The sequence below is a fragment of the Spirillospora sp. NPDC048824 genome, assembly GCF_043198455.1.
GTDB lineage: Bacteria > Actinomycetota > Actinomycetes > Streptosporangiales > Streptosporangiaceae > Spirillospora.
The window spans coordinates 20563-44331 of sequence record NZ_JBICUS010000002.1 but is presented as its reverse complement, the minus strand read 5'-3'; the positions used below and the strand labels follow the sequence as shown (position 1 = coordinate 44331).

The window sequence follows — 23769 nt, the reverse complement described above, 5'->3', positions numbered from 1 at the left end:
CGGGCGCGTCGCCCGGTATCCGGGGCCGCTACTCCGGCTCCCCCTCGCGGCTGGCGAGCAGCCGCCGCAGCGACTCCAGCCGGGTCCGGCTGGCGCGCCCGTCGAAGACCCAGCCGTCCAGCCCGCAGCTCTCCTGGAGGTGATCACACAGCGGGGGGCAGCGCTCGGCGGCGCCCTCCGCGAGGTCCTCGAACGCGTTGATCACGTTCTCGGGTTCGACGTGCGCGAGACCGAAGCTCCGCACGCCCGGGGTGTCGATGATCCAGCCGCCGCCGCCGGGCAGCTCCAGCGCGATCGCCGACGACGAGGTGTGCCGGCCTCGGCCGGTGACCGCGTTGACGTGGCTGACGGCCCGCTCGGCGTCCGGGACGAGCGCGTTCACCAGCGTCGACTTGCCGACGCCCGAATGCCCGACCAGCACGCTCGCCCGCCCGCTCAGGTGGCCGCGGAGCTCGTCGAGCTCACCGCCGCGCAGCACGCCGTGGTCGCCGTCGCGGCGCGTCACGACGTAGGGGACGCCGAGCGGCGCGTACTCGGCGACCAGGTCGCCGGCGTCGGCGAGGTCGGCCTTGGTGAGGCAGAGCAGCGGATCCATCCCGGCGTCGTAGGCGGCGACGAGCTGCCGGTCGATCATGCGGGGGCGGGGCTCGGGATCGGCCAGCGCCGTCACGATCACGAGCTGGTCGGCGTTCGCGACGACGATCCGCTCGAACGGATCGGAGTCGTCGGCGGTGCGGCGCAGCGACGACGTCCGCGGCTCGACGCGGACGATGCGGGCCAGGGTGTCCGGGGCGCCCGACACGTCGCCGACCAGGGCGACCCGGTCGCCCACGACGACGCCCTTGCGCCCCAGTTCGCGGGCGCGCATCGCCGTGACGCCGCGCTCATCGCCCGTGCCCTGCTCAACGATGCAGCGGTAGCGGCCCCGGTCCACCGCGATCACGAACCCGGGTGAGGCGTCCTCGTGCGCGGGACGGCGGCGGGTGCGCGGACGCGATCCGCGGCGACCGGGCCGCACCCGGACGTCGTCCTCGTCGTAGTCGTGCGTTCCTCGTGCCAGTGGTCCGTCCCTGCTGTCAGGCGGGCGCCAGCATCGACGCCCACGACTCCGTGAAGTCCGGAAGAGTTTTGCCCACGGTGCCCGGATTCTCCACCTCAATGCCGGGAACGGCCAGGCCGAGCAGCGCCGCCGCCATCACCATCCGGTGGTCGTCGTAGGTGTGGAAGACGCCGCCGTGCAGCGGCCGGGGGCGGATCTCCAGCCCGTCCGGCAGCTCCCGGACGTCGCCGCCCAGCCCGTTGATCTCGGTGACCAGGGCCGCGAGCCGGTCGGTCTCGTGGCCGCGCAGATGCGCGATGCCCGTCAGCCGGGACGGGGAGTCGGCCAGCGCTGTGAGGGCCGCGAGCACGGGCGTCAGCTCCCCGACGTCGTGCAGGTCGGCCTCCAGCCCGGAGAACCCGCCGGGACCGCGCACCGTCAGCCCGTCCGGCCCGGGGGACACCTGCGCGCCCATCGCGCCGAGCAGCCCGCGCAGCGCGTCCCCCGGCTGGGTGGTCTCGGCCGGCCAGCCGGGCACGGTGACGCGCCCGCCGGTGACCAGCGCCGCCCCGAGGAACTGCGCCGCGTTCGACAGGTCGGGCTCGATCACCCGGTCGGCGCCCCGGATCGGGCCGGGCGCCACCCGCCACAGATCCTTCTCCGCCTCGACCGCCACGCCCGCCTGCCGCATCATGCGGACGGTCATCTCCACATGCGGCGCCGACGGCACCGGCGGGCCGTCGTGCCTGACCTCCACGCCCTTCTCGAAACGCGGCGCGGCCAGCAGCAGCCCCGAAACGAACTGGGACGACCCCGACGCGTCGATCGTGACCGGCCCGCCGTTCAGCGACCCCGTCCCGCGCACCGTGAACGGCAGCGTGCCGCGCCCGCCGTCGTCGATGCCGGCGCCGAGCGCCCGGAGCGCGGCGACGATCGGGCCCATCGGCCGCTCCCGGGCCCGCGGATCACCGTCGACGGACACCTCACCGGACGCGAGCGCGGCGACGGGCGGCAGGAACCGCATCACCGTCCCGGCCAGGCCCACGTCCACCCGCGCCGGACCCGTCAGCTCACCGGGCCGCACCCGCCAGCCGCCGGAGTCCTCGTCGATTCCCACGCCGAGCGCGCGGAGCGCCCCCGCCATCAGCTCGGTGTCGCGGCTCCGCAGCGGCCCCGCGATGCGCGCCGGCGCCTCGGCGAGTGCGGCCAGGATCAGCGCCCGGTTCGTCATCGACTTCGAACCGGGCAGCGACACGGTCGCGTCGACCGGGGCATGGGCGACCGGGGCGGTCCAGTGCGGAGTGGGCATGACCCAAGGTTATCGGGCCTTGGGACGATCGGGCCGGGCCGCTCAGGCAGCGCGTCCCAGCCACGGCGCCTCGGGCAGCGTGCCTCAGGCAGCGCCGCTCACACGGGGATGGTCAGCAGCGTCCCGCCGCTGTCGAGCCGAACCTCGAAGCGGCTGATCTCCTGGCGGGTGAGCCCCGTCCCGCCCTGCATGGTGAGCGGCTTCGGCTGGCCCGGCACGCCGTACCCCTTGTCCGGGACGCGCCACCCGGCGACGACGCTGCGTTCACCGTCCTGGGACACCGCCTCCAGGTGGCACCTCAGCGGGCCCTTGATGCCGCGCAACTCCAGGCTGACCTGCGTTCCCCAGCCCTTGTCCACCAGGCCGACCGTGCCGGACGCGCCCGTGCCGGCGTTCGTCGCCTGGAATTTCTCGCCGGTGATGGTCAGCGGCGGCGGCCGCCGGACGGTCCCGTCGTCGTTCAGCGCCGTCCCCACCCCGAGGCCGACGGCCAGCATCGCGGCCGCGGCCAAACCGCCCGCGGCGTACGCGCCGCGACGAAACCGGCGGTCCTCCTTCCGCCGGCGCCGCATCATGTCGATCACCGGCGCGGGAGGTCCGGACGGTTCGTTCCCACCTCCGTCCGGTCCGGTGCCGGTACCGCCCGCGTCCCCGCCCCCGAGTGCCGACAGGACCCCGGCCGTCCCGGACATCTCGGTCAGTTCGGCTTGGCACATCCCGCACTCGCGAAGATGGGCCTCGAACGCCCGCCGATCGCCGTCTTCGAGAAGGCCCAGCGCGTACGCACCGACATCGGTGTGCTCGACCTGCGAACTCATGAGGTCACCCCCCTCTCCTCCAAGGCGACGCGCAAGGCGCGCAGCGCGTAGTACACGCGGGACTTGACCGTCCCCACGGGGATGCCGAGGTACTCGGCCGCCTGATTCACCGTACGGTCGCGAAGCACCGTCTCGGTCAGGGCCTGCCGGTGCGCCGGGGAGAGCGAGTCCAGAGCCTCGGTCACCACGACCTTGCGCAGCAGGCCGTCCATCTCGTCCGCCATCGGCAGGTTCTCCAGGGGGCCGTCGCCGACCTCCGGCGGCCTGACCTCGCGCTGCCGCCGGTTGTCGATCACGATACGCCTGGAGACCGTGGCCAGCCACGGCATCAGCGAGGACGTGCGGTCGTCGAGCCGGTCCGCACTGCGCCATGCCCGGATCATGGTCTCCTGTACCACGTCCTCGGCCCACTGGCGGTCACCGCCGGTCAGCCGCAGGACGAACGCGAGGAGGGGCCGATGGTACTCGCGGTAGAGCTCGGCGACGATCTCCTCGTCGCGTACGGCCGAAGCCGGTCGCGCCGTGCCGGGGCGGCGGAGCAGGCTCCGCAACCCGCCGGTCTGGCGACCGGTCGATCCGGGAACTGCCATGGCCGGGGCGTCTCCGTTGTGGGGGGATGGGTGGAGGTTGGAGGACGGTGGTCATGTGGCAGTACGAGACGGCCCCCGGCCGCGGTTCAACCCATTTGAGGTTCTTTTAAGGTTCTCTTCGGGAAGTCAGCGCTTGACCGCCTGCTTGACCTTCCCCGCCTGGACCGCCGTCCCCGACCTGACGGTCTTACCCGCCTTCATGGCCTTCGCCGCCTGCGTGGCCGTCCCCGCCTTGACCGTCTGCCCGGCGCGCGCCGCGCGCCCCGGCCTGGACGCCCTGCCCGCCTTGAACGCGCCGCCCGCCTTGATGCTCTTCATCGCGCCGCCCGCCTTGCCGGCCTTGGCGGCCTTGAGCATGCCGCCGGGCTGGGCGCCCTTGAGCGCGCCGCCGGCCTTGCCGGCCTTGAACGCGCCGCCCGGCTTGGCCGCCTTGGCGGCCTTCGTGGCCTTCGCGGTCTGCTTGGCGGACTTCCGCCCGCCCTCGGCGCGGGCGATGCGGACCTGCCGTGCGGCCTCCCGGCGGGCGTCCCGGAGCGTCGCGGCGGCCTCCCTGCGCAGCGCCTTGGCCTCGGCGCCGCTCTTGATCTGCGTCTCCCGCGCCGCGCGCCGCAGCTCCGCCATCCGCGGCGGCCGGCGCGGCTCGGTCGCCACCATGAGCAGCGCGCCGAACATGCCGGCGTTCTTCAGCAGGTGGGACCGCTCGCTGGCGCGGCGCTCGGGGTCGTCCTCGGTCCAGAACCGGTGCTCGGTCGCGAGCGCGGGTATCAGCTGCGCGGCGAGCAGCAGCGTGGTGAGCCGCCGGAACCTGCCGGTCAGCAGCAGGGCGCCGGTGCCGAGGCTGAGCGCGCCCTCCATGCGGACGAGGGTCTCGGGGTCCTTCGGCAGCCAGTCGATCCGGTCGGCCACCGGCTTGACCGCCGGGCCGACCCGCTCGGCGCGCTCGCGTGGGTCCCGGATGGAGTCCAGGCCGGTCATGATGTAGGGCGCCGCCACGAACGGGCGGGCCAGGGTCGTGAAGGGTCGCATGACCCGCTACATGCCCATCACGCCACGCCTCAAGCACGGCAGGATGGGACGCATGTGCGGACGCTATGCCACCACCCGTGCGCGTCAGGAGCTGCTGGACGAGTTCCAGGTGCAGCTCGACGCCGTCGACGGGGACATCCAGCCCGACTACAACGTCGCCCCGACGAAGCAGGTTCCGGTCGTCCTCGACCGGCGCCCGAAGGACGCGGCCGAGGAGGAGGCGGCCGTCCGGCAGTTGCGGACGGTGCGCTGGGGACTCGTCCCGTCCTGGGCCAAGGACCTGTCCATCGGCTCCCGCATGATCAACGCGCGGTTCGAGACGGTGCACGAGAAGCCGTCGTTCCGCCGTGCGTTCGCGCGGCGCCGCTGCCTCCTGCCGGCCGACGGCTACTTCGAGTGGTACACGCTCCAGGACCAGGGCGACTCGCCCGACCCGGCCGAGGGCGAGAAGAAGGCCAAGAAGAAGAAGCCGCAGAAGCAGCCCTTCTTCATCCACCCCAACGACGGCGCGATCATGGCCATGGCCGGCCTCTACGAGCTGTGGAAGTCTCCCGAGGACGAATGGCTCTGGACGTGCACGGTGATCACGACCGACGCGCCGGATGACCTCGGCCGGATCCACGACCGGATGCCGATGGTCGTCGAACCCGACCGCTGGGACGCCTGGCTCGACCCCGCACTGAATGACATCGAGCAGGTACGCGGCCTCCTGGTCCCCGCCATGGCCGGGACAATGGAGGCCTACCCGGTGTCCAAGGCGGTCAACAACGTGAGAAACAACGGGCCGGAACTCATAGAACCCTCGACTTCTGGGGATAGTTCTGGCAACCATTCCGACAGTTTGTTCTGACCGCTGTCGCCGCGGCGGCGGCCGGAGCGAGAGCCGTATCGCCCGGGCCCCCCACCGGGAGGAGTTCGCAACATCGTGGACACCGCCGCAGCCCGTTCCCGCCTCGAGGTGCTGCTCGAGGATCTGGACCGTTCCATCGCGATTCTCCGCGGGGAAAGCCCCGAGCGTGACAATTCCGCCGCGGACGCCGGTGCGGGCCTGACCGCCCACGACCGCGTGGAGGCGGCCCTGGACTCCCTCGAACGCCACCGCCGCGGCGTGCTCGCCGCCCTGGAGCGGATCGGCGCCGGCACCTACGGCCGGTGCCTCGGCTGCGGCCACCCCGTCCCCGAAGGCCGCCTGGAGGCCCGCCCCGACGCGGCCCGCTGCATCACCTGCCAATCCGCACACGACCGCAGGCGCTAGCCGTACTCGGTCACCTGGATGGCGGGCCGAGTACGGCTAGCTCCGGTGGGCGCTGGCCAGCAGGTGGATTCCCAGGGACTCGTCCGGGATCGGGGCGTTGAGCTCGGTGCGGACCAGGCGGGGGAGGGCGCGGGGCGACTCGGCCAGGACGTGTTCGACGGTCGAGGGGGACAGGACCGTGCGGGGTCTGATCCACTCGACGTCGAGGCCGGCGTCGGTGAGCAGTTCGCGGAGTTGGTGCACGGAGAACGAGCGGGTGATCGTGCCGTCCGGCCAGGGGATGAGGACGACCTCGGCGCTCGGGACGTCGGACAGGTGCGCCCAGTAGTTCCGTTCGGCCAGCAGGGCCATGCCCAGCGTCAGGGAGTCGACGCAGAGCAGGACGCGGCCGCCGGGGCGCAGGACGCGGGCGATCTCGGCGACCGTGGTCTCGGTGGCGAGATGGCGGGACAGCACGCGGTTCTCGGCGATCACGGCGTCCATGGAGCCGTCGGCGAGGAACGGGAGGGCGCCGGTGTCGCCGATCACCGGGATGGTGGTGCCCTTGGCGGACGGTGCGCCGCGGGGCTCGCTCCCCGGGAACCGGACGGGATCGCGGACCTCGAGGACGGTGTGGCGGGCCTCGGCGGCCTGGGCGGCGGTGTGGCCGTCCGAGATGTCCAGTACGTGGGACGGTGTGCGCGGCAGCCATCGCGTCAGCTGGGCGGAGGCGACCGCCCAGTAGAACGTCCAGTAGCGCGCGAGGGCGTCCCCCGCCCCGTCACCGGAGATGTCGCGCAGACTGGCGATGGTGGGCTCGGACGATCGCGCCGACGTCACCGGGTGCACGTTTGCTCCTGTTCTCGCCATGTATGTCACTACTTCCCCGTTCCGGGAGGCGTCACCCTCCGTGCGGGTCCGGGGCGGGACGCCCGTGATCGCCGCGTCCGCCCCGCGGGGAATCGGCGGCGCGGCTCCGGTGTTGCACCGTCTCACAACCCATTACGCGGAGGTGCACACCGATGACCACAGCCGTTGCCGATCAGCAGCGGAGAGCCGGGCCCGCGGCACCGCGCGGCGACGCGCAGGCCCCTGTACGCGTGGCCAGGCCGCGCGGACCGATATCGTCTGTGGGATACGACGCCGCCGGCCGAGCCGAGGCCAAGGGCGCCACAGCCGAGGGGGTGGGTCAGGTACAGGGCACCACGGAGACCGTGGAGCAGCGTCAGGAGCGGTTCGAGCGCGACGTGCTCCCGTTCTTGGACCAGCTGTATTCGGCCGCGCTGCGCATGACGCGCAATCCGGCGGACGCCGAGGATCTCGTCCAGGAGACGTTCGCCAAGGCCTTCGCGTCCTTCCACCAGTTCAGGGAAGGCACCAACCTCAAGGCGTGGCTCTACCGCATCCTGACCAACACGTTCATCAACAACTACCGCAAGAAGCAGCGCCAGCCGCAGCAGTCCGCCACCGAGGACATCGAGGACTGGCAGATCGCGCGCGCCGAGTCGCACACCTCCAGCGGGCTGAAGTCCGCCGAGGCCGAGGCGCTGGAGCACCTGCCCGACAGCGATGTGAAGCGGGCGCTGCAGGAGCTGCCCGAGGAGTTCCGGATCGCCGTCTACCTGGCCGACGTCGAGGGTTTCGCGTACAAGGAGATCGCCGAGATCATGGGCACGCCCATCGGCACGGTGATGTCCCGTCTGCACCGGGGCCGGCGCCAGCTGCGCGTGATGCTGGAGGACTACGCCGAGGACCGCGGTCTCACGAGGACGGGCGGAGGGTCCAAGTGAGCGGGAAACGCGCCTGCCGCGTACAGCGGAGCGAAACGCCCGACATCGCGCCGTGCCGCGACGCGGTGAACGAGAGGGGTGAGTGAGCCATGAGCTGTGGCAACCACCATGAGACCCCCTGTGACGAGGTACTGGCGCGGGTCTACACCTATCTTGACGGTGAGCTCGACCAGGGCGGCTGCGGCGAGGTGCGGCAGCACCTGGACGAGTGCGGACCGTGCCTGCGCGAGTACGGGCTCGAAGAGGCCGTCAAGAAGCTGGTGAACAAGTCCTGCGCCTGCGAGCAGGCTCCCACCGACCTGCGCGCGAAGGTGCTCGGCCGCATCGAGGAGATCTGCGGCGACATCAAGGCGTCCGGCGACGCCGAGAAGACCGAGAGCGCCTGACCGCCGCCTGACCGCGCCGGTCGGCCGGCCGCGGTCCCGGGCGGCCGCGTCGCACGTCCGCCGGTATCGTGCTGCGGGTGCTCGCACTCGTCACCGGCGCGGCCGGTTTCATCGGATCCCATCTGGTCGACCGGCTCCTCGCCGATGGCCATGAGGTCATCGGTGTGGACGACATGTCGTCCGGCGCCAACGCCCGTCCCGGGCTGGAGCTGTGGGAGATGGACGTCGGTGATCCGGGGCTCGTCGAGAAGGCCGCGGCGCGGCGGCCCGAGGTGATCTGCCACCTGGCCGCGCAGGTGAGCGTCCGCGCCAGCGTGGCGGACCCGCTGGGCGACGCGCGCACGAACGTGGTCGGGACGGCGAACGTGCTGGAGGCGGCGCGGGCGGCGGGCGGCCGCAAGGTGGTGTTCACGTCGAGCTGCGCGGTGTACGGGGTTCCGGACGCGCTGCCCGTCCCGGCGGACGCCGAGCTGCGGCCCGCGTCCCCGTACGCGGCGTCCAAGGTCTCCGGCGAGGTGTACGCGGGGATGTACAAGGCGCTGCACGGCGTCGACTTCACGACGCTGACGCTGGCGAACGTGTACGGGCCGAGGCAGACGCCCGAGGGCGAGGCCGGTGTCGTCTCGATCTTCACGGACGCGCTGCTGGCGGGCCGTCCCACCCGGGTCTATGGCGACGGGACGCAGACCCGCGACTACGTCTACGTGCTGGACGTGGTGGACGCGTTCGCCCGCGCGGCGGGGGAGCGCGGCGGCGGGCGCCGCCTCAATGTGGGCACCGGCGTGCAGACGGCCGACCGGGAGCTGCACACGCTGGTGGCGGAGGCGGCGGGCGCGCCGGACGACCCGGAGTTCGCGCCGCCCCGGCTGGGGGATCTGCCCGCCATGTCCGTCGACCCGCGGGCGACGCGGGAGGCGCTCGGCTGGGAGCCGAAGGTGGGTCTGCGGGAAGGGCTCGCCGACACGGTCGCGTGGGCACGAGAAAACGCCCCGGCTTGACGCAAAGCAGGGGCTTGGCCGTTTGTGACCAATTCCTGGCGATTATTGAGATCAGGCGGTGTGTGCACGTGCATTGTGACGTGCAGAGGGATTGTGCAATTACGTTGGGTGCATTCGCCGGAGGTAATTGATCACTTAAGGTGACGATTGCTTCACGCCTTGCTCTCGTTTCCTCGCATGCCTGTGTGACCTGGGCAGTTCACGTTAGGCTTGTGCCGGAATCAGCGACGGGAGCACGTGCACGCCCGTGAATTCGGGGTATGTGCTCGCCGGGAAGCCTGGACCGGTCCGATCCGGTCCCGGTGGCCGGCCGCGAGGCCGGACGGCCCGGTTCGCGGGGGGAGGCAAGGAGCCATGCTCAAGCGCGTGATGCCGGTGGGACACGGCCGGCGTGAGAGCGCCTCGGCATCGTCGCTGATGATGCCCGAGGGCGTGTCCTGGGTGTAGGTGCCGGCAGGCACGCGTCAGCCCGGTGGCGGCCCGCCATTTCGTCACTGAACATCTTCATTCCCGGCAGACCGCACAGGCCACGCCTCTGCGGACGGGCGGACGAGGGTGTTCCCTCCCCGAGGGGGCGGCAATGCGTGGACTACCTCTCGCTGCCTGGGCGTACATCTGTGGTGTGGTCGCCCTCGCGGTCGGCCTCATCGCGACGTCGTCCTTCGCGGAGATCGACTGGGGCAAGCTGGCCGTCCTGGCCCTGCTGTTCCTGATCTGCGACTCCGCACCCGCACGCTTGAACGTCCCGCGCGCCAGGGTGTCGATGAGCTTCGCCGCGAGCCTGGCCTCGGTGGTGCTCCTCGGACCGGCCGGCGCGGCGCTGGTCGGCTTCTGCGCCGTGATCACCGGCCAGCGGTTCTTCGCCCCCGTCAAACGGATCTTCAACGGCGCGCAGCTCGCGCTCACCGGCTTCATCGCCGGGACGGTCTTCGACCTCCTCGGCGGTGACCGCTTCCACCCCGAGCAGGCCCGCTGGGTGGAGAACGTCATCGGGCCGTTCCTCGGCGCCCTCGTCACCTTCGTCCTCGTCAACCTGACGCTGATGGCCGGGGTGCTGCTGCTCAGCAGGCAGGCCACGCCGCGCGAGCTGCTGCACGAGAGCGGCCAGCTCGCCGTCGGCTGCCTCGGCTACGGCATGGTCGGCCTGCTGATCGCCGGGCTGTGGCCGCGGGTCGGGCCGTTCGCCGCCGTCCTGGTCCTGCTGCCGCTGTTCATCGCGCGCTGGGCGATGGACCAGGCGTACGTGCAGCAGCAGGCGCACTCGGCCACCCTCGCCGCGCTCTGCCAGGCCGTCGAGACCAAGGACTTCTACACCCGCGGCCACTCCGAGCGGGTCTCGCGCGGCTCGGTGATGATCGCCCAGGAGATCGGCATGCGGCCCGACCGCGTCGAGGCGATCCGCTACGCCGGGATGCTGCACGACGTCGGCAAGCTCGGCGTCCCCACCAAGGTGCTGCAGAAGGACGGGCCGATGACCGAGGAGGAGTTCGCCGCGATCCAGCTGCACCCGATGCGTGGGCTGGAGATCGTCCGGGAGATCGGGTTCCTGGACGAGGCGCTCGCCGGCATCATGCACCACCACGAGAAGATGAACGGGCGCGGCTACCCGATGGGGCTGGCCGGCGACGAGATCCCCGAGTTCGCCCGGGTCATCGCCGTCGCGGACGCGTTCGACTCGATGACCTCCACCCGCTCCTACCGGGCCGCCCGCAGCGTGGACGAGGCCGTGACGGAGCTGCGCCGCTGCATGGGCGACCACTTCGACCCGATGATCGTGGAGGCGTTCCTGCGGGCGCTCGAACGCGATCCGTGGGTGCCGCCCGGTCCGGTCGTCCTGCCCGACGACGATGTCGTGGAGACCACACGGCAGGACCACGACGACCCGAGCACGCCCCTGCGGGTCGCCGGCGACGAGGCGCGGCGGTGACGGGACGTCCATGAGCAGCCAGGGCCGCACCCGGGAACGGGCCACGTGGCAGACCATCGACTCCGGGCAGCTGCTGCTGATCGCCACCGCCGGGCTGTTCGTCATCGTCGCGATCACGCAGGTCGCGGCCGTCGGGCTGCGGCAGCCCAACGTCGCGATCATCTTCGGCGTGCTGATCTCGCTGGGCGAGCTGTTCCGCATGGTGATGCCGGGCAACCGGGAGGTCGCCCCCATCGCCAGTGCCGGCGCGATGGGCTACGCGCTGCTGGTCGGCGTCGGCCCCGAGGGCGCCCCGCCGGACGCGCCGCTCGGCGTCGTCGCCGCCGAGCACTCCGCGTTGCAGGTCGTGGCCGTCACCGCCGTGGGCATGCTGATCGGGTCGCTGCCGCACATCGCGGTGGGCCGGTCCCCGCGGCCGGACGCGATGGCGCGGCGGCTGTTCACGGTCTCGATCGTCGCGCTGTGCTTCCGGCCGATGCTGTCGCTCGACCTCGTCTGGCAGTTGCTGCTGGCGGTGATGGGCATCGTCGTGATCGCGTCCTGCTTCACCGACGTGCTGATCGCCGCGATGATCCGGGCGGAGGCCGTCCGGGCGCGGATCGGGATCGCGCTGCGGGACGAGATCGAGGCCAAGATGGCGCTGTGCGCCGCGACCAGCGCGACCGCCATGCTGATCGCGGTGGCGACGACCGCGATGGGAGAGGCCGCGCTGCTGATCTTCACGGTGCCGATCCTGGTGACGCAGTTCGCGTTCCGCCGGTACGCCGGGATCCGTGCCACGTACCTGCAGACCGTACGGGCGCTGTCGCGCGTCACCGAGGTCGGCGGCTACGTGGAGACGGGGCATTCGCGGCGCGTGTCGCGGCTCGCGGTGGCGATGGGACGCGAGCTCGGCATGTCCGAGGAGGAACTGCTCGAACTGGAGTACGCGGCGCTCATGCACGACATCGGCCAGCTGTCGCTCGGCGACCCGATCCCGGGCGGCGCGACCGTGCTGGCGTCCCCGGCCGAGCAGCGCCGCATCGCCGAACTCGGCGCCGAGGTGATCAAGCAGACCGGGGTCCTGGACCGGGTGGCGCACATCGTCCAGCTGTCCTCGCACCCCTACCGGACGGGACGCGAACCCGCCGGCGGTGACTCCGCCGACACGCGGCCCGTCCCGCCGCCGCTCGCGGGCCGCATCATCAAGGTCGCCAACGCCTACGACGACCTGGTGGGCGAGTCCCGCGACCGGGACAGGGGCGCCGCCGTCCTGGAGCGGCTGAGGCTCGACTCCGCCGCCGAGTACGACCCTACGGTCGTGGAGGCGCTCAGCCGGGTCGTGGACCGCCGTCCCCGCCCGTAGAGCTCCCGGGCCGGTGCGGCGGCGGCCGTGACGGCGGCGGCGGCCGTCCACAGCAGCAGCGCGCCGAGGTGCTGGTCGTCCAGCGGTGCCGCGCCCCAGGGCCGGTCGAGTTCCTCGTACCAGCTGCCGAGGACGGTCCCTTCCCGCATCAGGGCGACCCCGGCGATCACGTGCAGCGGCAGGGCGGCGTACGGGACCAGCGTCCCGGCCGTCCCATGGAAGTACGCCAGCCCGATGATCAGGAAGCAGAGCATCGCGAGCGAGTGCAGCGCGTGGTTGCTGAGCGTCGCGCCGAACAGGGGCGACGGGTAGAACGCGTAGAGGCTGAACAGGAGCAGCACGGACGCGACGACGGGATGCGCGAGCAGCCGGATCCCGCGGCAGCCGGCCGCGGCGGCCAGGAGCGGCGCGTTCTCGCCCCGTGCGGCCCGGAGCGCCAGCCGTATCGGGGCCCCGTACAGCAGCAGCAGCGGGGCCAGCAGCCCGATGAGGACGTGCTGGACGGCGTGGGCGCTGAACAGGACCATGCTGTACCGGGAGATCCCGCTGCCGGTGGCGAGGAACGCGACGAGCAGCCCGGCGGCCCAGGCGGCGCTGCGGTGCCACGGCCAGTCCCGCACGCGCATGACGCCCAGCCCGTACAGGACGGCCCCCGTCACGATGAGGGTGAGGAACAGCGGGTCGATCCACCAGTCGAGCAGGTAGGGTCCGGGGCCCGCCGGACCGGGCAGCGGGAAGCCGAGGCGCAGCGCGACGATGTCGAGGGTGCCGGGGGCGTTCTCGGGCGGGGGAGTGCGGGAGAGCCCGGTGGCGAGGGCCATGGCCGCCGTCATGGTGAGGACCTCGACGGCCCCGAGCCGCAGGAAGGGCCGCATGCCCGTTCCGTCCCGCAGGGCGGGGATCGTGGTGCGCCGGTGCCACCAGCCCAGCCCGCCGAGGACGGTGAGGGCCGCGACCTTCGCCACGACCACCGTCCCGTACCGCGATCCGAGGTGGAGGCCGCCGAGCCGCACCCAGGCGTTGACGGCGCCGCTCACGGCGACGACGGTGAACGACGCCAGCGCCAGCCCGCTGTAGCGCCCGGCGATCCGCGGCAGCCGGTCGCGCAGCGCGGGCCCGGCCGTGAGCAGGGCGACGAGCCCGCCGATCCAGAGCGCGGCGCCCACGACGTGGGCGGCCAGGCTGTAGACGGCGAGCGCGTGGTACGAGGCGCCCGCCGCGTGGCCGGTGTACAGCGGCGGGAGCAGGGCGGCGAGCGCGGCCGCCAGCAGGTACCCGGAGCCGCCGTCCGCGCGGGGCAGGCTAGCCGCGACCGACAGCGCGACCGCGACGGCGAGGACGATCAGCAGTGCCCGTCCCTGCGGCAGCTCGATGAGGAGCGTCCGCATCATGTTCCCGGTCAGGCCGCCGACGCCGATGCCGAACAGGTCCAGGGCGCTGAACACGATGAGCACCAGCGTGCACAGTGCCCACACCAGCGCCGTCATGGACGCGGCGCGCAGGCAGCGGCGGCCGGCCGGCGACGGCGGGCCGGCGAAGACGGCCGCGACCAGCAGCCACCCGACGGTGAGGACCGCGGCGACGTTCCCGCCGAGCCTGGCGACCGAAAGGCCGACCTTGGTCAGGGCCCCGGCCTGCGACAGGCCCGGCGCCGAGGTCTCGCTGAGCGCCCCGCCAAGCCGTATCACCAGCGCGAGGACGACCAGCGCCAGCGCCGCGGCGCCGATGGCGAGCATCGGCCTGTCGGTCGGGGGAGCCTGCTGCTCACGTGTCGCCACGGCCGGACATACGCATACGGCCGATCAGAAGGTTCGAAGCGCAATAAGGTACCGCCAAACCGATCAAGCGCCGAGGAGCGAGATGAGCGCCCAGGACCAGGGCAACACGTATCTGGAGAAGGTCGTCGCCCAGCAGGCGGTCCTGGAGGACGACCTCAGGGCGAGGCGCACCCCGGCGCCGGTGCCCGCCACCGCGGGCGCCATGCCGCAGCCGGGCGGTCCGCTGGCCAAACGCGACCGCGCCCTCGGCGGCGGCCCGGCCCGGGACCGTGCCGCGCCCGGCCCGGTGGACGTCCGGATCAGCGGGTTCTGGCGGTGGAGGAACGTGCTCGTCCCGCCGAACGCGTTCGTCGTCCACACCCGGCGCGGACGGGCGGAGCCGCTGCACATCGGGCTCGGGGTGTCGTTCCGGTTCAACCCGTCCACCGACTCGTTCCTCGTGGTGCCGGGCGCGACGCAGACGATCCTGATCAACGCGTACTGCATCTGCCGGGAGCTGCAGGGCGTGCTCGTCCAGGGCTACGTCCAGTGGATCATCCAGGACTTCGGCATCGCGTACCGCAAACTCGACTTCAGCGACGCCGACGACCCGATGCGGCTGGTCAACCTGCAGCTTCGGGAGCAGGCGGAGGCCGCGATCAAGGACAAGGTCTCCACCATGGGGGTACAGGACGTCCTCAGCGACAAGCAGCCCATCATCGAGGAGCTGACGGCCCGGCTCCGCGCGGTGGCCGAGGGGCAGGACGACGGCGAGCAGGGTCTCGGGCTGCGGATCGTCACCGTGCAGATCAAGGAGGCCGTGGTCAGCTCGTCCCGGCTCTGGGAGAACCTGCAGAAGCCGTACCGGGCGCATCAGGGGCAGATCGCCCGGCTGGCGGAGCTGGAGGCCGAGGAGGCCGTCGGGCAGCGCGAGATGGCGGCCGCGCGGATCAAGGAGACGCAGCGGCTGGAGCATGAGCGGGAGCTGGCCGAGCTGCGCGCCCGCAACGAGTCGCAGCTGTTCGACACCGAGGCGGCCGAGCTGCTGCGCCGCACGAAACGCGAGCACGACGACACCCGCGAGGTCGCCGAGATGGAGACCGAGACGACGCGGCACAAGCTGCGGATGGAGCGCGAGCGGCACGAGGAGGAGGCGGAGACGGGGCGGCTGCGCATCGAACGCGACCACGAGCTCGCCCGGCTCCGCGCGGAGGGCGAGCTGGCGCTGGCCGAGTCCCGCGCCCGGTCCTCGCACGAGCAGGCGCTGCTGGACCTGGAGCGGGAGGGCGCCCGCGCCGCGATCGAGAACGACCGGACGCCCGCCGCGGTGCAGGCCCGTCTCATCGCCACACTGCCGGAGATCATGGCCAAGCTGCCCAAGCCGGACGAGCTGCGCACCGTCACCGTCAACGGCGCCGACCAGACCAGCGTGGCCGGCCTGATCACCCAGCTGACCGCCGTGGTGGGCGCCCTGCGCTCCGCCACCGGAGACTGACCGGACCTCGTTCACCCGCGGCGTGCCGCCCTTGGGGAGCGTCTCTCAAGGGCGGCGCGCCGCACAGGTCAACGGGTGGGCGGGAAGATGACGGGGAGGGCGGTCAGGGCTCGGTGGAACGGGCCGGGGCGCCACTCCAGGTCGCCTGCCGGGGTGGCCAGGTCCAGGTCGGGCAGGCGGTCCAGGAGCGTCTCGATGGCGACCGACGCGATCAGCCGGGCGTGGCTCTTGGCCGGGCACGTGTGCGGGCCGCCGGTGAAGGACAGATGCGCGCGGTTGCCCTTGCGGTCGGTCATCGACCGTGACGGGTCGGTGTTGGCCGCGGCGTAGCCGATCAGGACGGGCTGGTGGGCGGGCAGCCGGTGTCCGTGGAAGTCGATGTCGTGGCGCGGGAACGTCGTCCCGTAGGCGACCATCGGCGGGTCGGTCCACAGGATCTCGTCGAGGGCGTCCTCGACGGGCAGGCTGCCGCCGGACAGGTCGCCGCCGAACCGGTCGTCCGACAGCAGGAGCAGGATGCCGTTGGCGATGAGGTTCTGCTCCGGCTCGGTGCCGGCGCCGACGAGCAGCGTGATCTGGTGGGTCATCTCGAAGTCGTCGAGCCCGGCGGGATGCCGCATCATCCACGACGTCACGTCCGCGCCGGGCTTCTGCCGCTTGTGCGCCACCAGTTCGAGGGTGGCCTCGCCGAGGAGCGCGTTGCCCTCCTCGGCGCCGACGGTGTTGAAGATGGCGCTCATGCCCCGCACGAGCTTGTCGCCGATGTCACGGGGGCAGCCGAACATCTCGTTGAACACCAGCAGCGGCAGCGTGCGGGCGTACTGGCCGATGAGGTCCGCCTTGCCGTCGGCGGCGAACGCGTCGATGAGGCCGTTCGCGGCGTTCGCGACGTGCTCGCGCAGCGACGCCGGGTCGACCCGGTCCAGGCTGTCGACGATCACGGACCGGAGGCGCGCGTGGACGGCGCCGTTGGTGAACAGGGCGTTGGGCCGGGTCATCATCATCGGCAGCACCGGGCACTCGGGGCCGACCTCCTCCTCCCACACCTCGCTGCAGCGCGGGAACCGGTCGGGGTCGCGCAGGATCTCCAGCGCCGCGTCGTATCCGAGGACGAGCGTCGCCGGGACGCCCGGGGCCAGTTCGACGGGCGCGAGGTCGCCGTGGGCGCGCATCCGCTCGTAGACGGGCCGCGGGTCCTTGGCGAACTCCGCTCCGTACATCGGGAAGCGGGCCGGTTCGCGGGTGGTCCGGTCGTCGGTCACGGTGTCTCCGTGTCGAGGGTGAGGAGGTGGTCGACGAGCGAGATCAGCGCCTCGGTGGACGACCTGCGGTCGCGGGCGTCGCAGGTGATCAGCGGCGTGGTGTCCGCGAGGTCGAGGGCCTCGCGGACCTCGGACTCGGGGAAGGCCGGCGACGCGTCGAAGTGGTTGACGGCCACCGCGTACGGCAGGCCCTGCCGCTCCACGAGGTCCATGATCTCGAACGACTGCTTGAGACGGGCGGTGTCGACGAGGACCAGCGCGCCGAGGGCGCCGCGCGCCAGGTCGTCCCACAGCCGGGTGAAACGCTGCTGGCCGGGCGCCCCGAACAGGTACAGGACGAGGTTGTCGCTGAGCGTGAGGCGGCCGAAGTCCATGGCGACCGTGGTGGTCGTCTTGTCCTCGATGCCGGCGAGGTCGTCGACCATCGCGCCGGCCTGCGTCATCCGCTCCTCGGTGCGCAGCGGGCGGATCTCCGACAGCGTCCCGACATAGGTGGTCTTGCCGACCGCGAAATGGCCGACGATGAGGATCTTGACGGCCGTCCGCACGCTGTCGCGCAGGTAGGGCGTCTCAGAGGCGAGCGCGGAGTCCATCGAGCACCTCCTGAAGGAGCCGGACCTGGGACTGCTGGGCCGCCGGCGCGCCGGCCCGGGTGGTGAGGTGCCCGGTGTCGACCAGATCGGACAGCAGGACCTTGGTGACTCCGACGGGCAGGCCGAGATGCCCCGCGATCTCCACGACCGACAGGGCGCCGCCGCGGCACAGTTCGACTATGCGGAGCTTCTCGGGGGACAGCCCGGTCCTCGAAAGCGGCTGCCGGGGGCCCAGGGCGGCCGTCCCCCCGGAGTGGAGCGGCAGGTCGCCGGTGGCGATCACGAGGGTGACGAGGTCGAACACGTTGCGGGTCGGGTGGGCCCGGCCGCCGGTGACGACGTGCGGGCGGACCAGTGCCCGCTCGTTCCTGCGCGGGGTCATGCGGGACGGCCCGCGCCGGGACGCGGCGGGCTGGTCATCTCCTTGCCCAGCCGCTGCACCAGTTCCTGCAGCCGGAACGACACGCTCTCCATGTCGACGTGCTGCGTCGCCGACACCGCCAGATACGCGCCGGGGCCGGCGGCGACGAGGAACACGTACCCGTCGTCGAACTCGTTGACCGTCTGCCGCCACGTGGTGCCCGGGTCGCCGCAGAACTCGGCGGTGCTGCGGGCGAGCGACTGGAGCCCCGACATGCCGGCGGCCTGCCGTTCCGCGTCGTCCCTGCTGATCCGCTCGGAGTGCGCCATGAGCAGGCCGTCGGCCGACAGCAGGATCGCGTAGCGCGTCTCCGGCATGCGCAGCGCGTCGTCCAGCATCCAGCCGAGCCGGTTCGTCCCGTCGTCCATCGCGCCGTCCCACCCCTCGTTCATGGCCGCAAGTCCTTGCTCTCGATGGCAGGCCCGGCGATGTCCGTGCCGTCGCCGCCGGACGGCGTGCCGGCGCGGCCGGAGCGCGTCCCGCGCTGCCAGGCGCCGAGGCCCGCGGCGGTGTCTCTGGCGGGCCTCGCCGGCGGCGGGCCGCCGGTGTCCGTCGCGGGCGGCTCGCCGTCCGTCCCGGCGGGCCGTTCGGCGACCGCGACGCGGCTGCGCTTGGGCAGGCCGCCGGCCGTGGACGGCCCGTCCTCGGCGCCGGTCTCCAGGGCCGGGCGGGGCGAGGCCACCGGTTCGGGCGGCCGCGCGTCCGGGACGGTGGTGAGCAGTGTGCTGGGCACGAACACCACGGCGCGCACGCCGCCGTAGGGGGAGCGGCTGTCGACCGACACCCGGAACCCGTAGCGGGCGGCGAGCACGCCGGCCACCGCGAACCCGACCTGCGGCGGGTCGCCGAGCCGGTGGATGTCCACCGAGGTCTGGCCCGACAGCAGGTCGGACGCGCGCTGCAGCTCGTCGGCGTCCATCGCGACGCCCGCGTCGTCGATCGTGATGGCGACGCCGTTGTGCGCGGACCGGAAGTTGACCTCGACGGAGGTGTCGGGGCGGGAGTGCCGGGCGGCGTTGTCGAGCAGTTCGGCCAGCGTCAGCACGACGGGCTCCACGGCCCGGCTCGTCACCGCGCTGTTCACCGTCCCCTCGATGTTGACGCGCAGGTAGTCGCGGATCCGGGACGTCGCGCCGCGGACCACGTCGGTCATCGAGGACGCCGAGCGCTGCTGCCCCGGCCACGACCCGCACAGCACGGCGGTGGCCTGGGTGCGCCTGCCGAGCTGGGCGTTCATGTGGTCGATGCGGAGCAGGCCCTCCAGGACGCCGGGGTCGTCGTGGCGTTCCTGCATGGTCGAGATGGCGAGCTGCTGCTCGTTGGCCAGGCTCTGCACGGCGCGCATCATCGCCCGCAGCGTCGACTTCGCGGACCGGTCGGACCGCTCGCGGACGCGAGCGGCGGACCCGGCGAACAGGTCCATCACGGTCTGCAGCGACTGCCCGTAGGCGGGCGCCTCGCGGTTCAGGTCGTGCAGCGGGCCGGCGACGTGCACGCCCGGGTTGCCCAGTGACTCCATGAGCTCCGGCAGCCGGACGTCGGCCAGGTGCCGCAGCTCCTTCTCCCGCAGGTCGAGACCACGGGCCAGCGCGGCGTTCTGCTCGCGCAGATCGGCGGTCGCCTGCCGCTGGCGTACCAGCAGGACCGCGGCGGCGATGCCCGCGCCCGCCACGATGGCGAACGCCGTCGCCAAGAGGAATTGCTCCATCAGATCCTCGGTGTACACGAATCGGGCGAGGCGGACCTGCGCGGACCGCCTCATGGCCGGGTTTCGGACGACGCGGATACGCCGCAGCTTCGGCACCGTAGGACGGGCGTGCACGGGGGCGCTTGTGCTCGCGCGCAGAGATCTTGCCGCCGGGCGCATCGCATGATCACGCGTCGTCTGATTCGGGTTACTTTCCGCTTGATTCGCCTGATTTGGCGGCGTGACCGTACTACGCTCACCTGCGGTGATCATCAGGTGCCGGCCGGCGGTCGGCCACGGCACGCGGACCGACCGGCGGAAGGGCCTGCGGTGGACGACTTCCTCGGCGGGCCGGTCCGGCAGAGCAGCGCCGCCTACCGGCTCGTCCTCTACCGGTCGGACCGGACCGACTACGTCCGCACCGCGGGCGACGCCCGCCGCGACCCCGACGACGCCTACCGCTTCCTGCTGCCGCTCCACGGCGAGATGCTCGTGCTCCGCGACTGCGGGCAGGCGCGGCTCCGGCCGGGGACGGGCGGCCTGCTGTCACCGGCGGTGCCGCTGCGGGTCATCCAGCGCCACCCTGCCCGCGCGCTCGTCATGACGATCCCGGCGCACGAGGTGGACGGCCGGCTGCGCCCCGCGTCGCCGCTCGCCACCCGCCTCGACCTGTCCGCCGGCCTCGGCCGCGTCGTCGCCGACATGGTCAGGGCCGTCGGAGACGAGACCCTCACCGAACCGCAGTTCGACGCCGCATGCGACCGGATCACCGAACTGCTGTGCATCGTCGTCGCCGGCGAGGACCGGCCGCCCGCACCCGGCCACCTCGCCGAGGTGGAGGCGGTCGTGCGCCGCTACGTCCGCGAGCACGTCACCGACCCCGGCCTGACCGGCGCCGCGATGGCGCAGGACCTCGGCTGGTCGCTGCGGCAGATCCAGCTCGCCCTCCAGCGGGCCGGGACCACCCCCCGCGAGCTGATCCGCGAGGAGCGGCTCCGCCTCGTCCGGGACCGCCTGCGCAACCCCCTCGACCAGCACGTCACCATCACCGACCTCGCCCACGCCACCGGCTTCTCCTCGGCCAGCGCCCTCAGCCACGCCTTCCGGCACCGCTTCGGCGTCAGCCCCCGCGAACTGCGGAGGCACGCCGCGCCCCGCTGACCCGTTCTGTGGCACATGACATGGACAGCCGCCCATCCCGGGCGTTCACTCGTGCCGTGGACGCATCCCTGGATCCCGCACCGCCCCGCGCCCTCGCGACCTGGTCGGGGCTGAACTGCTCCGTCCTCTTCTGCGACATCGCCGGCTTCGGCGACCCGTCCCGCGACGACGAGGACCGCCAGGTCGTCCGCGAGGTCACCTACCGCGTCCTGCTGTCCGCGCTGGAAACATCGGGCGTCCCGCCCTCGGAGACCTACCGCGAGGACCGCGGCGACGGCGCCCTGGTCATCGTCTCGCCCGCCATCCCCACCAGGTTCCTCATCGACCCCCTCGCCGGCCAACTGGCCGCCGCGCTCCGCCGGCACAACCACCGCGCCAGCGCCGCCGTCCGCATCCAGCTCCGCGTCGCCCTGCACGTCGGCCCGGTCACCCCCGACGCCGAGGGCCTGAACGGGCAGGTCATCATCCAGACGGCCCGCATCATGGAGGCCCCCGTCCTCAAGGCCGCCCTCGCCGAATCAGGCGCCGACCTGGGCTTCATCGTCTCGCCGTTCGTCTATGAAGCCTTCGTGGCCCACCTGCACGGCCCCGTGGATCCCCGGTCCTTCGAAAAGGTGACCGTCCAGGTCAAGGAGACGACCACCGAAGCGTGGATGTACCTGACCGGCGCGAACCCCCCGTCGACCCGGCCTCCGGCGCCGCGCTCACCCGACCCCGACGGCTCCACCATCTTCAGCGGCGACGTCCAGGTAAGAGGCGACCTGGTCCTCGGCAACAAAATCATCAACGAACGCTGACCCGGCGACCCCATCGCTCCCAGCCCTCGCTCTACGTTGCGTGGCCTTGAAGGCAGGTGTGCCAACTTTCTGGAACGGATAAATAAGTAACGCTTTCGAATAGTTGGCTCCCGTGTCCACTTCTTGCGTATACGAAGGTATGCAAGATTCTTGCATCGGATAGGCTATTTACGTAATCTGCTATTACGTTTACGCTCAACCAATGGACTATGGTTCTGTGCTTTTGGCTCTGGCTGGCGGTGTGATCGGATCGGGGTCGGCGCTTCTCGTTGATATGCAGCGCAGGAGGCATGAACGTCGTGAACGTTTCCTGGATAGAAGGCGCGATGCGTACGAACTGTTCCTTGCCGCTCTCATTGATACTGATGCAGGCATGCGAGCGCTTGCGCAAGCCGAAGGAACGCCAGTGACTCGTGATCGCGTTAGGAACGCTTTTGATGCGAATTCGCTCCTTGCGCTTCGATATAGAGTCCATCTGATCGCACCGGAGCCGGTAGTCAGCGCCTCCGACGAAGTTTATTATAGATTGCGTTACGTTCGGGAAGCGCTGGTCGAGACCAATCTGCCCGTTGGTGTTCGAGAGTCGCAGGAATGGCAAGATGTCCATAAGCCGTACAGGGACGCGCTCCAAAACTTAATCTCAGTGATGCAACATGACATCATAGGGTGATGTGTGATGTGTTGTTATTTTTTTTTTTTTTGGGGTTTGGCGCCCTGCTGAAAAATCTACCTGTAGGTGGAGATATATCCATGGCCGCAGAGAAACCTTCTGAATGTCGAGTTAACGGAAAGTCGAGGGCGGGATTTGGCCGCCGCTACAGCAACCGTTCAAGCTCCCGGGAGATGGCGGCCGCCTCGGCCGTCGCAGTCCGCGCCTCGGCTGTTCGTCCGGCATCGTCGTGGATGGCCGCGAGGAGCCGAAGTGTCTTGGCCTCTTCATGGCGGTCGCGCAGCCGCATTGCCACGTCCTGCGCGAGGCGGGCCTTCGTCAGCGCTTCTGCGGGACGATCGAGAACGATCAGTATCTCGGCCAGGGCCCTCAGCGTGACCGTCTGACCGTAGCGGTACCCGACGCTCTCCTCCAGCGTGAAGGCCATTTCGGCGGTCCGGAGCGCCTTCTCCGCGAGCCCCATTCTCAGGTACACCTTGCTCAGCAGGTCGAGGGAGCTCGTGATCCCGCGTTCGTCCCCGATGAGATGGCAGAGCCGCAGGGATCGCTTCGCCGCGCGCCGCGCGCGTCCCAGCGGACCGGCGTTGAGCTCGATGAGGCCGAGGGCGTTCAGAGCGGTCGCCTCCCCGTGCCGGCCGCCGATCGAACGGCTGATGGACAGTGAGCGCTCGGCCTCCGCCCGGGCCTCCTTGAACATGCCCATGCGCCGGTAGCAACGGCACAAGCTGTTGCGGGCCTCGGCCTCGCCTTGCCGGTCACCGAGTTCCTGAAGGACGTCGAGGGCCTCCAGGCCCGCTTGCAGCGCGTCTTCGTATCGGCCGAGCCGCCGCCGGATCGTGGCGAGGTAGACCAGCGCCCGGCCCTCACCGTGCCGGTCGGCGATCTTCCGGCGGATGGCGAGGGCCTGTTCGATGTGCTCGCATGCTTCGGCATGGCGGCCTATCCACCTGTACAGGTCACCGAGAAAGGCGAGCGTCTCGCCTTCACCGTGCCGGTCCCCGATCTCCTGGCGAATCTTCAGTGCCCGTTCGGCGGCGTCGAGTGAGTGGTCGACGTGTCCCCAGCCGAAGTAGATCCGGGCCATGTTGTCGAGGGTCTCGGCCTCGCCCCTGAGGTCCCCGATCTCTTTGCGGATGGTCAGCGCATCGTCGGCGCATTTGAAAGCCTTGTCGTACCTGCTGAGCCCCTGGTATCCGCGGGCCAGGGTGTCGAGGGTGGTCGCCTCGGCGTGCCGGTCGCTGATCTCGCGGCGCATCACGAGCGCCTGCTTGCCCAGTTCGAGCGCCATCCGGTAGTCGCTGAGCTGAAGGTAGGTCCGGGCCATGTTGTCCAGGACGGCGGCCTCGCCGTAGTGGTCCTCGATCTGGACGCTGAGCTGGAGTGCGGACGCCGCCTCCAGGAGTGCCTCCTGGGTGCGGCCGAGCTCGCGGTAGATCACCGATAAGTGGTGGTGCATGAAGAACC

The 23769-nt window shown here is 71.6% G+C and carries 23 protein-coding genes and 1 pseudogene; 11 read left to right on the top strand and 13 right to left on the bottom strand.

Annotation, left to right across the window (positions count from 1 at the left end):
• Window positions 1-28: 28 nt before the first annotated feature.
• The 5 genes from rsgA to ACGFIS_RS03735 all read right to left on the bottom strand — a co-directional run bounded on the left by rsgA (window position 29) and on the right by ACGFIS_RS03735 (window position 4782).
• The gene (gene rsgA / locus ACGFIS_RS03755; protein ID WP_392900982.1) at window positions 29-1018 is read right to left on the bottom strand and encodes a ribosome small subunit-dependent GTPase A; all 990 of its coding nucleotides are present in this window, start codon (window positions 1016-1018) and stop codon (window positions 29-31) included.
• Between the two features lie 58 nt (window positions 1019-1076).
• Window positions 1077-2348, bottom strand: coding sequence for a 3-phosphoshikimate 1-carboxyvinyltransferase (gene aroA, locus ACGFIS_RS03750; RefSeq protein ID WP_392969355.1), 1272 nt, complete (start codon window positions 2346-2348; stop codon window positions 1077-1079).
• Between the two features lie 98 nt (window positions 2349-2446).
• Window positions 2447-3166: a hypothetical protein gene (locus ACGFIS_RS03745; RefSeq protein ID WP_392900988.1), complete on the bottom strand. Its 720-nt coding sequence runs from the start codon at window positions 3164-3166 to the stop codon at window positions 2447-2449.
• Complete coding sequence (locus ACGFIS_RS03740) at window positions 3163-3756, bottom strand: sigma-70 family RNA polymerase sigma factor (RefSeq protein ID WP_392900991.1); 594 nt, start codon at window positions 3754-3756, stop codon at window positions 3163-3165. The genes ACGFIS_RS03745 and ACGFIS_RS03740 overlap by 4 nt, the downstream gene beginning before the upstream one ends.
• A 126-nt stretch (window positions 3757-3882) precedes the next feature.
• Window positions 3883-4782 (bottom strand): DoxX family membrane protein, encoded by a 900-nt coding sequence (locus tag ACGFIS_RS03735; protein WP_392900995.1) that lies wholly within the window; start codon window positions 4780-4782, stop codon window positions 3883-3885.
• Here ACGFIS_RS03735 and ACGFIS_RS03730 point away from each other — a divergent pair.
• Both ACGFIS_RS03730 and ACGFIS_RS03725 read left to right on the top strand, forming a co-directional pair.
• Window positions 4781-5632, top strand: a complete 852-nt coding sequence (locus ACGFIS_RS03730) for an SOS response-associated peptidase (protein WP_392900997.1) — start codon at window positions 4781-4783, stop codon at window positions 5630-5632. The two genes, ACGFIS_RS03735 and ACGFIS_RS03730, sit on opposite strands and share 2 nt — an antisense overlap.
• Window positions 5633-5707: 75 nt before the next feature.
• On the top strand, window positions 5708-6037 hold the full coding sequence (locus ACGFIS_RS03725) for a TraR/DksA family transcriptional regulator (protein WP_392900999.1): 330 nt from the start codon (window positions 5708-5710) through the stop codon (window positions 6035-6037).
• Between the two features lie 36 nt (window positions 6038-6073).
• On the opposite strand, the gene ACGFIS_RS03720 is transcribed toward ACGFIS_RS03725, so the two are convergent.
• The gene (locus tag ACGFIS_RS03720; RefSeq protein ID WP_392969352.1) at window positions 6074-6865 is read right to left on the bottom strand and encodes a class I SAM-dependent methyltransferase; all 792 of its coding nucleotides are present in this window, start codon (window positions 6863-6865) and stop codon (window positions 6074-6076) included.
• A gap of 335 nt (window positions 6866-7200) precedes the next feature.
• Between ACGFIS_RS03720 and ACGFIS_RS03715 the strand changes: the two genes are divergently transcribed.
• From ACGFIS_RS03715 to ACGFIS_RS03695, 5 genes are all read left to right on the top strand, one after another.
• Window positions 7201-7806 carry a sigma-70 family RNA polymerase sigma factor gene (locus ACGFIS_RS03715; RefSeq protein WP_392901443.1) on the top strand — a complete coding sequence of 202 codons (606 nt, stop codon included), beginning with the start codon at window positions 7201-7203 and terminating at the stop codon, window positions 7804-7806.
• A gap of 89 nt (window positions 7807-7895) precedes the next feature.
• Window positions 7896-8192, top strand: coding sequence for a mycothiol system anti-sigma-R factor (gene rsrA / locus ACGFIS_RS03710; protein ID WP_392901003.1), 297 nt, complete (start codon window positions 7896-7898; stop codon window positions 8190-8192).
• Between the two features lie 77 nt (window positions 8193-8269).
• Window positions 8270-9190 carry an NAD-dependent epimerase/dehydratase family protein gene (locus tag ACGFIS_RS03705; RefSeq protein ID WP_392901005.1) on the top strand — a complete coding sequence of 307 codons (921 nt, stop codon included), beginning with the start codon at window positions 8270-8272 and terminating at the stop codon, window positions 9188-9190.
• Window positions 9191-9770: 580 nt separating this feature from the next.
• Entirely contained in the window at window positions 9771-11117 is a 1347-nt protein-coding gene (locus ACGFIS_RS03700; protein WP_392901007.1) for an HD-GYP domain-containing protein, read from the top strand.
• Window positions 11118-11127: 10 nt separating this feature from the next.
• Window positions 11128-12462, top strand: coding sequence for an HD-GYP domain-containing protein (locus ACGFIS_RS03695; RefSeq protein WP_392901009.1), 1335 nt, complete (start codon window positions 11128-11130; stop codon window positions 12460-12462).
• A gap of 29 nt (window positions 12463-12491) precedes the next feature.
• Here the strand turns inward: ACGFIS_RS03695 and ACGFIS_RS03690 are convergent.
• Window positions 12492-13850, bottom strand: a pseudogene (locus ACGFIS_RS03690) (cytochrome c oxidase assembly protein); the annotation flags it as partial.
• Window positions 13851-14322: 472 nt separating this feature from the next.
• Between ACGFIS_RS03690 and ACGFIS_RS03685 the strand changes: the two are divergent.
• Entirely contained in the window at window positions 14323-15714 is a 1392-nt protein-coding gene (locus ACGFIS_RS03685) for an SPFH domain-containing protein (protein ID WP_392901011.1), read from the top strand.
• A 68-nt stretch (window positions 15715-15782) separates the two neighbouring features.
• Here the strand turns inward: ACGFIS_RS03685 and ACGFIS_RS03680 are convergent, their stop codons facing one another.
• Genes ACGFIS_RS03680 through ACGFIS_RS03660 form a run of 5 tightly spaced genes read right to left on the bottom strand, consistent with a single transcriptional unit; the run spans window position 15783 to window position 19698 of the window.
• A complete protein-coding gene (locus tag ACGFIS_RS03680; protein ID WP_392901013.1) occupies window positions 15783-16976 on the bottom strand; it encodes a cytochrome P450 in 1194 nt (397 codons plus the stop codon).
• A complete protein-coding gene (locus ACGFIS_RS03675; RefSeq protein WP_392901015.1) occupies window positions 16973-17569 on the bottom strand; it encodes an ATP/GTP-binding protein in 597 nt (198 codons plus the stop codon). Before ACGFIS_RS03675 ends, ACGFIS_RS03680 begins: the two co-directional genes overlap by 4 nt.
• A complete protein-coding gene (locus ACGFIS_RS03670; RefSeq protein WP_392901017.1) occupies window positions 17547-17951 on the bottom strand; it encodes a DUF742 domain-containing protein in 405 nt (134 codons plus the stop codon). The genes ACGFIS_RS03675 and ACGFIS_RS03670 overlap by 23 nt, the downstream gene beginning before the upstream one ends.
• A complete protein-coding gene (locus ACGFIS_RS03665; RefSeq protein ID WP_392901019.1) occupies window positions 17948-18382 on the bottom strand; it encodes a roadblock/LC7 domain-containing protein in 435 nt (144 codons plus the stop codon). Before ACGFIS_RS03665 ends, ACGFIS_RS03670 begins: the two co-directional genes overlap by 4 nt.
• Window positions 18379-19698 carry an ATP-binding protein gene (locus ACGFIS_RS03660; RefSeq protein WP_392901021.1) on the bottom strand — a complete coding sequence of 440 codons (1320 nt, stop codon included), beginning with the start codon at window positions 19696-19698 and terminating at the stop codon, window positions 18379-18381. Before ACGFIS_RS03660 ends, ACGFIS_RS03665 begins: the two co-directional genes overlap by 4 nt.
• A 309-nt stretch (window positions 19699-20007) precedes the next feature.
• Between ACGFIS_RS03660 and ACGFIS_RS03655 the strand changes: the two genes are divergently transcribed.
• From ACGFIS_RS03655 to ACGFIS_RS03645, 3 genes are all read left to right on the top strand, one after another.
• On the top strand, window positions 20008-20838 hold the full coding sequence (locus tag ACGFIS_RS03655; RefSeq protein WP_392901023.1) for a helix-turn-helix domain-containing protein: 831 nt from the start codon (window positions 20008-20010) through the stop codon (window positions 20836-20838).
• A gap of 56 nt (window positions 20839-20894) precedes the next feature.
• Window positions 20895-21635, top strand: a complete 741-nt coding sequence (locus ACGFIS_RS03650) for a hypothetical protein (RefSeq protein WP_392901025.1) — start codon at window positions 20895-20897, stop codon at window positions 21633-21635.
• Between the two features lie 202 nt (window positions 21636-21837).
• On the top strand, window positions 21838-22305 hold the full coding sequence (locus ACGFIS_RS03645; RefSeq protein ID WP_392901027.1) for a hypothetical protein: 468 nt from the start codon (window positions 21838-21840) through the stop codon (window positions 22303-22305).
• A gap of 145 nt (window positions 22306-22450) precedes the next feature.
• Here the strand turns inward: ACGFIS_RS03645 and ACGFIS_RS03640 are convergent, their stop codons facing one another.
• Entirely contained in the window at window positions 22451-23761 is a 1311-nt protein-coding gene (locus tag ACGFIS_RS03640; RefSeq protein ID WP_392969808.1) for a tetratricopeptide repeat protein, read from the bottom strand.
• Window positions 23762-23769 lie beyond the last annotated feature (8 nt).